A 12,374-nucleotide genomic window follows, 5' to 3' on the forward strand; every position below is an offset into this window, starting at 1 on the left:
GACACGTATGGGAGCAAGTGGTAAGATTACTTCGAAAAGAATCACTGCCTCATATAATCTTGGAGATAAGGTCCATAAGTTTCTACCTGGCAACCATGAATTGCTGGACTATGAGGGGAAAAGTGTGTAACAAAGGATGTAAGGGATCTTTGTACCGAACTTTTTCTCGATATGAGGAATGTTTATGGTGCAAAGTTTTTTTTATGCAGTAAAGAGTGAAAATTTATTCTTGAAAAAGTATTAATATTTATTCGATAATTATGATTGTTTTTAGTATTTACTGTTTAGTAATTTACTATGTTGTAAGTTGAAAAAAGAGAAAAGAAGTCTTACATCAGAGGTCGAATAATTGAAATGCGGGGGAGTCTTATGTCAGTAAAATCCGATAGTCGTCACCTATATTTACGGGTGATAGATTACATCAAAGAAAAAATTAAAGATGGAGCTTACAAAGAAAGACAAAAGTTACCGTCAGAGTTTGATCTCGCGAAAGAACTTGGCGTAAGTCGAGCGACTTTAAGGGAAGCATTACGTATTTTAGAGGAAGAAAATGTTGTCATTCGTAGACATGGTGTAGGGACATTTGTAAATGCGAAACCGTTATTTTCTTCTGGAATTGAGCAACTTTCTAGTATTACAGATATGATTTCTAGTGTGGGGAAAACACCGGGAACAATCTTTTTATCATCATCTACAACAACTTTAACAGAAGAAGAAAAAGAGAAGTTTAATAGTGAAGATGGTTTTAATGCAGTAATGATTGAGCGTGTACGTACAGCAGATGGAGAACCAGTTGTATATTGCGTTGATAAACTGGCAAAAGAGATTTTACCAGATTTATCTGGATACAATGAGGAATCATTGCTTACTGTTATACATAATAATACGCACAAACGTATTACGTACGCGGTTGCTCACATTGAGCCAATAGGTTATCATCCGAAAATTTCACCGATTTTAGAATGTGAACCTGAAACGGCACTGCTAGTTTTAAAACAAATGCACTATGATCAAAATGATGAACCAATCTTATATTCTATCAATTACTTTAGAGCTGATAAGTTTAGCTTCCACGTATTAAGAAAACGTATGTAGGTAAGTTCCTTTTTAGGGAGGTGACAGCAAGAAGTTAGGGACAGCAGCGTAAGAATAAAGAGATATATTTATTATTTTAGGAGGGGTTTCTAGTATGAAGAAAAAAACAGGTCTATTATTATCGTTAACGTTAGCAGCAAGTACAGTGTTAGGTGCATGTGGTAACTCGGATAAGGCGAGCAGTGACAAGAAAGACACGAAAGACAATAAAGATTTCAAGGTTGGTTTGGTAACAGACGTTGGGGGCGTTGATGATAAATCATTTAACCAATCTTCTTGGGAAGGATTACAAAAATTTGGTAAAGATAATGACTTAAAAGAAAAGACAAATTATCGTTATCTTCAGTCTGAAAAAGAAGCTGATTATATTCCGAATTTAAAAAAATTCTCAAAAGATAAATATGATTTAACTTTCGGAATTGGTTATAAATTAGAAGGTGCAATTAAAGAAGTAGCAAAAGAATCTCCAAAACAACAATTTGCAATCGTTGATACTGTAGTAGAGGCACCAAATGTAACGAGTATTACATTTAAAGATCATGAAGGATCATTCCTTGTAGGTGCGGTGGCAGCTATGTCAACAAAAACGAATAAAGTAGGATTTGTTGGTGGAATGAAGAGTGACTTAATTAGTAAATTTGAAAATGGATTTAAAGCTGGTGCAAAAGCAGTAAATCCAAACATTGAAATTGTATCTGAATATGCAGAAGCATTCGATAAACCTGAAAAAGGTACAGTTCTTGCGTCGGCAATGTATGGTCAAGGTGTAGATGTAATTTATCATGCTGCTGGTGGTACAGGTAATGGAGTATTTACTGAAGCGAAAAACCGTAAGAAAAAAGGTGAAAATGTTTGGGTAATCGGTGTTGACCGTGACCAAAATCAAGAAGGTATGCCTGAAAACGTAACATTAACTTCAATGGTAAAACGCGTTGATATCGCTGTAGAAAAAGTAGCGCAAGAAGCAAAAGACGGTAAATTAGAAGGCGGTAAAGTAGAAGCGTTTGGCTTAAAAGATGACGGTGTTGGTATTTCAAAAACAACTGACAATGTGAAAAAAGTTAACCCTGAAATTTTAACAAAAGTAGAAGAGTTTGAAAAGAAAATTACAGATGGTGAAATTAAAGTACCAGCTACAGATAAAGAGTATAAAGAATATGAAGCTTCTCTAAAAAAATAAATAGAGAAATAGCAAAGGTTAGTTCATAGAACTAACCTTTGTATGTATAAAACTTCCGAATTGCTTAATAAGTTAATAGTGTAATAGGGGAATGTTCCCTGTTAAAAGGAGGAACACAATGGAATACGTAATTGAGATGAATAACATTACGAAAGTATTCCCAGGCATTGTAGCGAATGATGATATTACGCTGCAAGTAAAGCAGGGAGAAATACATGCTTTACTTGGAGAAAATGGTGCAGGGAAATCCACATTGATGAATGTACTATTTGGTTTGTACCAACCAGAACAAGGTGAAATTAAAATTAAAGGAAAAACTGTAAAAATTACAAATCCGAATATAGCAAATGACCTAGGTATTGGAATGGTCCATCAACACTTTATGCTTGTTCATAATTTTACAGTTACAGAGAATATTATTCTCGGAAATGAACCAAAGAAAAAAGGGAAAATTGCTATTGAAGATGCTGCGAAAGAGATTCAAAAACTGTCTGAGCAATATGGTTTATCTGTGGATCCATATGCAAAAATACAAGATATTTCTGTAGGTATGCAGCAGCGTGTTGAAATTTTGAAAACATTGTATCGCGGGGCGGGAATTTTAATATTTGATGAACCGACTGCTGTGTTAACACCTCAAGAGATACATGAGTTGATTCAAATTATGAAGAAGCTTGTACAAGAAGGAAAATCTATCATTCTTATTACACATAAGTTAAAAGAAATTATGGAAGTTTGCGATCGTTGTACAATTATTCGCAAAGGAAAAGGGATTGGAACCGTTGACGTTGTAAATACGGATGAACATAAACTTGCAGAATTAATGGTCGGACGTCAAGTGAATTTTAAAACAGAGAAAATAGACGCGAAACCAAAAGAAGAGGTACTTTCAATTGCAAACCTTGTTGTTCACGATGCGCGTCAACTACCTGCTGTAAAAGGCCTTGACTTAACTGTTCGTGCGGGGGAGATTGTTGGTATTGCAGGGATTGATGGAAATGGACAAAGTGAATTAATAGAAGCAATTACTGGTTTACGAAAAGTTGAGTCAGGTTCTATTGCAATTAAAGGGAAAGAAATAACGAATTGGCCTGTTAGAAGAATAACAGAAGAAGGAATTGGTCATATTCCAGAAGATCGTCATAAACACGGACTCGTTCTTGATTTTTCTGTTAGAGATAATATAGTTCTGCAAACGTACTATAAAAATCCGTTTTCAAAGAAAGGGATTTTAAATTTCAGCAAAATTACAGAAAAAGCAAAGGCGCTTATTGAGCAGTTTGATGTACGTACACCTGGTGAGCAAACGTTAGCTCGTGCACTATCTGGAGGGAACCAGCAAAAGGCAATTATTGCACGTGAAGTAGACCGTGATCCAGATTTGTTAATTGCAGCACAGCCAACACGTGGCTTAGATGTAGGCGCAATTGAATTTATTCATAAGAGATTAATAGAGCAAAGAGATAAAGGAAAAGGTGTATTACTTTTATCACTAGAGTTAGAGGAAATCTTAAATGTTAGCGATCGAATTGCTGTTATTTATGAAGGGAAAATTGTAGCAATTGTTGATGCGAAAGAAACGAATGAACAACAGCTTGGATTGTTAATGGCTGGAGGAACAAAGAAGGAGCAGGTGGGTACAAATGGCTAAAAAAATTTTAACAGAACGAACGATAAATATTTTAGTCCCAGTACTATCCGTTATTTTCGGTTTACTTGTAGGAGCAATTGTAATGCTAGTTAGTGGCTATGACCCAATTGTTGGTTATAGTGCACTTTGGACGGGGATGTTTGGTAGCGCAAGTGCGATTGGTGAGACGCTTCGTACAATGATACCGCTTATTCTTGCTGGATTATCAGTGGCGTTTGCATTTCGTACAGGTTTATTTAATATCGGGGTAGAGGGTCAATTGTTAGTTGGTTGGCTTGCAGCGGTTTGGTTCGGTTATGCAGTCTCACTACCAGCTTTCCTTCATATTCCATTATCTATTTTATTTGCAGCATTGGTAGGTGGGATTTGGGGTTTCATCCCTGGATACTTAAAGGGAAAGTTTCAAGTTAATGAAGTTATTGTAACAATTATGATGAACTATATCGCGTTATATGTAACATATGACATTATTAAGCGTTTCTTACACGAGGGTAATGATAAAACATATGATATTAAAGAGAGTGCGTCATTATCTTCAGATTGGCTTGCTTCCATTACCGATGGTTCACGCCTTCACTGGGGAATTGTTGTGGCCATTTTAGTAGCTATCTTAATGTGGTTCTTATTAGATCGAACAACTTTAGGTTACGAATTAAAGTCAGTAGGATTTAATCAACATGCTTCTCAATATGCAGGTATGAAAGTTTCTCGTAATGTAGTAATCTCCATGACAATTGCTGGTGCATTTGCAGGGATTGGTGGAGCAATGGAAGGGTTAGGAACATTCCAAAGCATGACAGCGATGTCTTCGTTTACAGGAGTAGGATTTGACGGGATTGCCGTAGCGCTCCTTGGAGGAAATAACCCGTTTGGTATTATTCTCTCAGCATTATTATTTGGTGGTTTGAAAAGTGCTTCCCCTCAAATGAACTTTGAGGCAGATGTACCATCAGAGCTTATTAACGTAATTATTGCGTGCATCATCTTCTTTGTTGCATGTAGTTATGTGCTAAGATGGGCGCTTACACGCATGAGCAAGGAGGGGAAATAAATGAGCTTTTTAGATATATTAGCCATTCTTGTGACGGGCACGTTATATACATCAGCACCTATAATTTTCACAGCACTAGGTGGTGTATTTAGTGAACGATCGGGTGTTGTAAATATCGGATTAGAAGGACTAATGATATTTGGTGCATTTATTGGAGTTGTTACAAACCTATTAATGGGCGATACTTGGGGAACGATGACTCCGTGGATTGCATTATTATTTGCGGCAATTGGTAGTGGATTATTCGCATTACTTCATGCGGTAGCATCTATTACATTCCGAGCTGATCAAGTTGTAAGTGGTGTAGCGATTAACTTCTTATCTCTTGGTTTAACAGTATTTGCAATTAAGAAGATTTTTGATAAAGGACAGACTGACTTTATTCAGTATCGTATTGAAAAGATTGACATTCCAGGCCTTTCGGATATTCCGGTTATAGGGAAAATATTCTTTTCAAACGTACCAATAACGTCGTATATTGCCATTATTTTAGCATTCGTTGTTTGGTATGTTATTTATAAAACGCCGTTCGGGCTTCGTCTACGTGCTGTTGGTGAACACCCAATGGCAGCGGATACGATGGGGATTAATGTATATAAAATGCGTTATATTGCAGTTTGTATATCAGGGGTGTTTGCTGGAATTGGTGGGGCGATTTTTGCAATGTCAATTTCTAATAACTTCTCAGGAGCAACTATTACAGGACAAGGTTTCTTAGCTTTAGCTGCTATGATTTTTGGAAAGTGGAATCCACTAGGTGCATTAGGTGCAGCTCTATTCTTTGGTTTTGCGCAGTCTCTTAGTGTAACTGGCGGAACAATTCCTGTATTAGACCAAATTCCAAGTGTTTTATTAACGATATTACCGTATGTATTCACAATATTAGCACTCGTTGGTTTTGTAGGTCGATCTGAAGCTCCGAAAGCATTAGGAACGCCTTATGAAAAAGGAAAACGATAAGTATTTTGTAAGCATAAAAAAAGCTCGCACATTAGTGCGGGCTTTTTTACATAGAATATATGTAATACGGAGTTTTACGATGTTCCTTACATATTAAAGTTTTTAGAAAGAGTCGTTTGTAAGCATAATAAGGAAGAAAAGTTGATTTTTTATTTCTAAAAACTGTATATTGAAGAGGAATATTCCTATATACGTAAAGGAGGGCTATAAATGAAACTAATGGAACAACAACTACATGAGTTAGGTGGTTTGCGCGTACATATTATTCCGACTGATAAATATAAAACGAATACCTTTGTATTTCGTTTTAAAGCGCCTTTAAATGAGGAGACGGTGACAGAGCGTGCCCTATTGCCATACGTATTGCAAAGTGCGACAGAAAAATTGCCTTCTGTAATTCGTCTTCGTCAATATTTAGAAGAATTATACGGGTCTTCTTTAGCGGTGGATGTAAGTAAAAAAGGAGAAGACCATGTCATCTCCATTTATGTAGACATTGCAAATGAAGTATATTTACATGATGCACCACCGTTATTTGAAAAAGCGCTTTCTATGTTATCAGATATTGTTTTGCACCCGGCAACAGAAGGAAATGGTTTTTTACCCTCTATTGTAGAAAGTGAAAAGAGAGCGCTCTTACAGCGAATTGAAGCTACTTATGATGATAAAATGCGTTATGCAAATGAGCGTTTAATTGAAGAAATGTGTAAAGTAGAACCGTATCGATTGAGTGCAAATGGAAAAAAAGAGAGTGTTACTTCCATTACAAATGAAAGTCTGTATCAATATTATCAAAAGGTGTTAGCGGAAGATGAAATGGATCTTTATATTATTGGTGATATTTCAGAAAACGCAGTTGATCTTGTAAATAAGTATTTTTCTATTTCAACGCGCCCTGTGAAAGAAAGAAATGTGCTACTTCATAAGCGAAATAATGAAGAAAAAGAAGTTGTTGAAAAACAAGAATTAAAACAAAGTAAACTACACATTGGTTATCGTACGTTTGTCACTTATAAAGATGAAGATTATTTCGCACTGCAATTGTTCAATGGGTTATTTGGAGGCTTTTCTCATTCGAAGTTATTCGTCAATGTCCGTGAAAAAAATAGTTTAGCGTACTATGCGGCATCGCGCTTTGAAAGTCATAAAGGTCTATTGTTTGTTATGTCAGGAATTGAAGCGAAAAATTATGAAAAAGCAGTTGAGATTATTAAAGAACAAATGCTTGCGATGCAAAACGGAGATTTTTCTGAAGAAGAGATGCATCAAACGAAAAGCGTCATTCAAAATCAAATATTAGAAGCGATTGATACACCACGCGGATTTGTAGAAATGCTGTATCATGGAGTTATTTCAGATCGTACGCGCCCAGTTGAAGAATGGCTTACAGGTATAGAGAGTGTGACGAAAGAAGAGATTGTGAATGTTGCAAAAAATATCGAACTAGATACAATTTACTTTTTACATGGAACGGAGGGAGAATAAATGGAGAAGATTGTTTATGAGCAATTAAAAGAAACACTCTATTATGAAAAACTTCCGAATGGATTAGATGTATACATTTTACCGAAGCAAGGGTTTAATAAAACATTTGCAACGTTTACGACGAAATATGGTTCTGTAGATAATACATTTGTACCATTAGGTAAAGAAGAAATGATTCGTGTGCCTGATGGGATTGCTCATTTTCTGGAGCATAAATTGTTTGAAAAAGAAGATCACGACGCTTTCCAATTGTTTAGTAAACAAGGTGCATCGGCAAATGCATTTACATCCTTTACAAGAACAGCTTACCTTTTTTCGTGTACATCAAATGTAGAACAAAACTTAAACACATTGTTAAACTTCGTACAAGAGCCTTACTTCTCTGAAAAAACAGTTGAAAAAGAGAAGGGGATTATCGGGCAAGAAATTCAAATGTATCAAGATAATCCAGATTGGCGTTTATACTTCGGTTTAATTGATAGCTTGTTTGTAAAGCACCCAATTAAAATTGATATTGCAGGGACAATCGAGTCTATTAGTAAAATTACGAAAGACCTATTGTATGAATGTTATGAAACGTTTTATCATCCAAGCAATATGTTAATGTTTGTTGTTGGAGCAATTGACCCTGAAAAAACAATGGCGTTAGTGCGTGACAATCAAGCGAAAAAAGATTATAAAAATCAGTCAGAAATTGTGCGGTCATTTGAAGAAGAACCAGATGAGGTAAATGAAAAGAAAAAAATCATTTCGATGCCTGTGCAAACACCAAAATGTTTAGTTGGTATAAAAGCGACAAATTTAAAAGAAAAGGGGCAAGCTCTTTTAAAACAAGAAATTGCACTTACATTGCTTTTAGATTATTTATTTGGAAAAAGTTCTGTTCATTATGAATCCTTATATAATGAAGGTCTTATTGATGATTCGTTCTCGTATGACTATACGGAAGAGAATAACTTCGGTTTTGCAATGGTTGGTGGTGATACGAAGCAACCTGATGAGTTGGCAGAGCGCTTGAAAGATATTTTATTAAAAACAAATTATGATCAATTAGATGAGGCAGCATTAGAGCGAGTAAAGAAAAAGAAAATTGGTGGTTTTTTACGCTCACTAAATTCGCCAGAATACATTGCAAATCAGTTTACACGATATGCTTTTAATGAATCTAGCTTGTTTGAGGCATTGACTGTATTAGAAGGACTGACCGTTCAAGATTTACAAGAAGTAGCAAAATTATTATTATCAGAAGAAAAAATGAGCATTTGTCAAGTTTTGCCGAAAAAATAAAATTTTAAAGATACCCTCATCTTATCATTGAAAAATTGTAAGATGAGGGTATTATTTAGTTGTGTGACAATTGAACTTGTAGAGATAAGAGAGGGAATTTATGAAAAAGTATGCGTTAGTAACTGGAGGAAGCGGAGGGATTGGCTCTGCTATTTCAAAACAATTAATTCAAGATGGATATACAGTATATGTTCATTACAATAACGGTGAAGAGAAAGTAATGGAGTTACAGAAGGAATGGGATGAAGTAATCCCTGTTAAAGCTAATTTAGCTTCAAGTAATGGGGCGGAGCAATTGTGGAAACAAATTGAACATCCTATTGATATTATTGTATACGCAGCTGGAAAGAGTATCTTTGGATTAGTAACAGATGTTACTAATGAAGAATTAGATTATATGGTGGAGCTTCAAGTGAAGAGTGTATATAGACTTCTATCGATGGCGCTCCCACCGATGATTGGTCGAAGAAGTGGTAATATTGTCATTGTTTCATCCATTTGGGGGCAAATAGGTGCTTCTTGTGAAGTGCTTTACTCAATGGTAAAAGGTGCACAAAATTCATATGTGAAAGCTTTAGCAAAAGAAGTTTCTTTAAGCGGATTGCGTGTGAATGCAGTAGCACCAGGTGCAATTGAAACGGAAATGTTAAGTGTCTTTTCTGAAGAAGATAAGATTGGGATTGCAGAAGATATACCATTAGGTAGAATAGGTTTACCAGAAGAGGTAGCAAAAACAGTTTCATTTCTCGTATCACCAGGTGCATCTTACATAACTGGACAAATTATCGGAGTGAATGGCGGTTGGAATTGCTAAGAAATTCTTGCATAAAAAATAAAAAAATGTACAAATTAAGCATGATTCTATTACTAAATAGTGAGGTGCTTAAACATGTCAGTTTTAGAAAACTTTGATCAGTGGAAGAGCTTTTTAGGAGAAAGATTAGAACAAGCGCAAGGAAAAGGACTTGATGGTGGTGCGGTATCAGACATGGCATTTCGTGTTGGAGATTATCTAGCTAATGAAGTAGAAGGAAGAAATGACCAAGAGAAATTATTAGCTGAACTTTGGAAAGTTGCTGATGAACAAGAGCAACATATGATTGCAAATTTAATGGTTAAGTTTGTACAACATAAGTAAAAGTAGAGAGGAGATTCTCCTCTCTACTTTTTTTGTATAATAATTAGATGGGGGAGATTATACATTTAGCTTCCCTATTAAGGTGAAATCATATAATATAGTACGTAGGTGTAAAGTAAGCAAGGGGAGTGATCTTGGATGATTGAATGGTATTTTGAATATGAAATACATAAAAACCGACCTGGCTTGCTTGGTGACGTTTCTTCGTTAATCGGTATGCTCGGCATTAATATTGTCACAATTAATGGTGTAGATAATGCACGACGTGGGTTACTCCTTATGTGTGATAATCAAGAGCAGATTTCTAGGCTTGAATCAATTTTAAATACGATGGATAACATAACGGTAACGAAATATCGTCCGCCAAAGCTAAGGGATAAACTAGCGGTTAGACATGGTAGGTACATACAACGAGATGCAGATGACAAGAAAACATTTCGTTTTGTGCGTGATGAATTAGGATTACTTGTAGACTTTATGGCGGAGATTATGAAAAAAGAAGGCCATAAACTAATTGGGATACGAGGAATGCCACGTGTCGGAAAAACAGAATCCATTGTTGCCGCAAGTGTTTGTGCAAATAAAAGATGGTTATTTGTATCATCTACTCTTATTAAGCAAACTGTTCGTAGTCAATTGATTGAAGATGAGTATAGCGACGACAATATTTTCATCCTAGATGGAATTGTGTCAACAAAGCGTGCCAATGAAAGGCATTGGCAGCTCGTTCGTGAAATTATGAGATTGCCTGCAACGAAAGTTGTGGAACATCCTGATGTATTTGTAAGTCAGTCAGAATACACATTGGATGATTTTGATTATATTATTGAGTTGCGTAACGATTATGATGAAGAAATTCAATATAATTTAGTAGATGAAATTGAACAAGGTACGCAAAATAATTTCTCTATGTTCGACTTTTAAAGAAATATTGAGGTGTTAGTAGTGACAGAATTAGGACAAAAGCTGAAAGAAGCAAGAGAAGCGAAAGGCTTGTCTATGGATCAGCTGCATGAGATTACAAAAATCCAAAAACGCCATTTATTAGCGATTGAAGAAGGCAATTATGATGTATTGCCAGGAGCTTTTTATGCGCGTGCATTCATTAAACAATACGCAGATGCGGTTGGGTTAAATGGAGAGGAACTGCTTGTAGAATATCAGAGTACGATACCACAATCTGAAAATCGTGAAGTTCCGCAAGTATCAACTGGACAAAAAACACAAGAAACAATGCAAAAATCTTCATCATTACCAATTGCGGACCATATGCCCAAAATTTTGATTGCATTAGTAGTAATTGCATTTGGAGTAGTAATTTGGTTTGTAGTTCAAGCATTAACTGGAAAAGATAATGAACAGACTCCGAATGCTCAAAGCGAGAAAATTGAAGTTAAAAAAGCAGAAAATTCGCCGCTAGATACGAAGAAAGATGAAGCGAAAGCGGAAGAGCCAAAGAAAGAAGAACCAAAGAAAGAAGAGCCAAAGAAAGAAGAACCAAAGAAAGAAGAACCTACGCAACCAACTGGACAACAAGAAGTGAAAGTAGTTGGAACGAGTGGTAAGGTATCTACTTTGGAAATTCATAATAATAAAACATTAGAACTGGAAATTACAGCGAAGGGTACAAGCTACGTAGATGTTAAAGATGATGCGGGTAACGAAGTTCTAAACACTACAGTGCAAAGTGGTCAAACAGAAAAACGTGATTTATCAACAGTAAAAGAAGTGCGTCTCAATATTGGAAGTGCACCTAATGTTGAAATTAAACTGAATGGCCAAGTGGTTCCTTTCCCGTTAGATCCTGAAAAAGAATATCACCAAAGATTGGTGATAAAAAACCAAGGGATAGGGCAACCTGCACAATAACAGTCATCGCTTCGATGACTTTTTTCAATGAACAAATGTTTTTGATATGATGGAGGAATAGTTGTGAATTTACCAAACAAAATTACAATATCTAGAATCTGCTTAATTCCAATTTTTATGGTAATTATGTTAGTGCCTTTTAATTGGGGCTCACTTACAATTGGTGATGTTGATTTGCCAATTCAACATTTAGTAGGAGCACTTATCTTTATCGTTGCTTCAGCTACAGATTGGATTGATGGACATTACGCAAGAAAGTATAATCTTGTAACAAACTTAGGGAAATTCCTTGATCCGTTAGCGGATAAATTACTTGTTTCGGCAGCACTTATCACATTAGTAGAGATGCAATACGTACCTGCTTGGATCGTTATTGTAATTATAAGCCGTGAGTTTGCAGTAACAGGTTTACGTCTTGTACTTGCTGGAACAGGAGAAGTAGTTGCAGCAAATCAGCTAGGGAAAATTAAGACTTGGACACAAATTATCGCGATTGCAGCGTATTTACTACATGATGTACCATTAAATTTACTTCATATTCCAGTTGCAGATATCTTCATTTGGATTGCATTAATCTTTACCGTTATTTCAGGGTGGGATTATTTCTGGAAAAATAGAACTGCTTTTGTAAACTCAAAATAGAAGTTTATGGGGGAAT

Annotated in this window: 12 protein-coding genes and 1 riboswitch; all 12 genes read left to right on the forward strand. The window is 35.8% G+C overall.

Translation table 11 applies throughout. The features are described from left to right. The first annotated feature begins 29 nt into the window (after positions 1–29). A riboswitch (purine riboswitch) is annotated at positions 30–131 on the forward strand. A 238-nt stretch (positions 132–369) separates the two neighbouring features. Beyond that, positions 370–1,095 (forward strand): GntR family transcriptional regulator, encoded by a 726-nt coding sequence (locus COI75_RS13795; protein ID WP_000114185.1) that lies wholly within the window; start codon positions 370–372, stop codon positions 1,093–1,095. 94 nt (positions 1,096–1,189) lie between these two features. Further along, the gene (locus COI75_RS13800) at positions 1,190–2,275 is read left to right on the forward strand and encodes a BMP family lipoprotein (protein ID WP_000730602.1); all 1,086 of its coding nucleotides are present in this window, start codon (positions 1,190–1,192) and stop codon (positions 2,273–2,275) included. 118 nt (positions 2,276–2,393) lie between these two features. Next, positions 2,394–3,926 carry an ABC transporter ATP-binding protein gene (locus COI75_RS13805; protein WP_000456932.1) on the forward strand — a complete coding sequence of 511 codons (1,533 nt, stop codon included), beginning with the start codon at positions 2,394–2,396 and terminating at the stop codon, positions 3,924–3,926. Beyond that, on the forward strand, positions 3,919–4,977 hold the full coding sequence (locus tag COI75_RS13810) for an ABC transporter permease (protein ID WP_001074696.1): 1,059 nt from the start codon (positions 3,919–3,921) through the stop codon (positions 4,975–4,977). Before COI75_RS13805 ends, COI75_RS13810 begins: the two co-directional genes overlap by 8 nt. After that, positions 4,978–5,937 carry an ABC transporter permease gene (locus tag COI75_RS13815; protein ID WP_000008850.1) on the forward strand — a complete coding sequence of 320 codons (960 nt, stop codon included), beginning with the start codon at positions 4,978–4,980 and terminating at the stop codon, positions 5,935–5,937. Positions 5,938–6,147: 210 nt separating this feature from the next. Further along, entirely contained in the window at positions 6,148–7,422 is a 1,275-nt protein-coding gene (gene yfmF / locus COI75_RS13820; RefSeq protein WP_000772423.1) for an EF-P 5-aminopentanol modification-associated protein YfmF, read from the forward strand. Continuing rightward, on the forward strand, positions 7,423–8,709 hold the full coding sequence (gene yfmH, locus COI75_RS13825) for an EF-P 5-aminopentanol modification-associated protein YfmH (RefSeq protein ID WP_000411941.1): 1,287 nt from the start codon (positions 7,423–7,425) through the stop codon (positions 8,707–8,709). A gap of 100 nt (positions 8,710–8,809) precedes the next feature. After that, positions 8,810–9,523, forward strand: coding sequence for an elongation factor P 5-aminopentanone reductase (gene ymfI, locus COI75_RS13830; protein WP_000759592.1), 714 nt, complete (start codon positions 8,810–8,812; stop codon positions 9,521–9,523). 75 nt (positions 9,524–9,598) lie between these two features. Further along, positions 9,599–9,847, forward strand: coding sequence for a DUF3243 domain-containing protein (locus tag COI75_RS13835; protein ID WP_000114505.1), 249 nt, complete (start codon positions 9,599–9,601; stop codon positions 9,845–9,847). A gap of 138 nt (positions 9,848–9,985) precedes the next feature. Beyond that, the gene (locus COI75_RS13840) at positions 9,986–10,771 is read left to right on the forward strand and encodes a DUF3388 domain-containing protein (protein WP_000574107.1); all 786 of its coding nucleotides are present in this window, start codon (positions 9,986–9,988) and stop codon (positions 10,769–10,771) included. Positions 10,772–10,792: 21 nt separating this feature from the next. Beyond that, positions 10,793–11,716 (forward strand): helix-turn-helix domain-containing protein, encoded by a 924-nt coding sequence (locus COI75_RS13845; RefSeq protein ID WP_000137471.1) that lies wholly within the window; start codon positions 10,793–10,795, stop codon positions 11,714–11,716. A 63-nt stretch (positions 11,717–11,779) separates the two neighbouring features. Beyond that, positions 11,780–12,358 carry a CDP-diacylglycerol--glycerol-3-phosphate 3-phosphatidyltransferase gene (pgsA, locus tag COI75_RS13850; protein ID WP_001052966.1) on the forward strand — a complete coding sequence of 193 codons (579 nt, stop codon included), beginning with the start codon at positions 11,780–11,782 and terminating at the stop codon, positions 12,356–12,358. Positions 12,359–12,374 lie beyond the last annotated feature (16 nt).

It is taken from the genome of Bacillus cereus (assembly GCF_002564555.1).
Taxonomy (GTDB): domain Bacteria; phylum Bacillota; class Bacilli; order Bacillales; family Bacillaceae_G; genus Bacillus_A; species Bacillus_A cereus_K.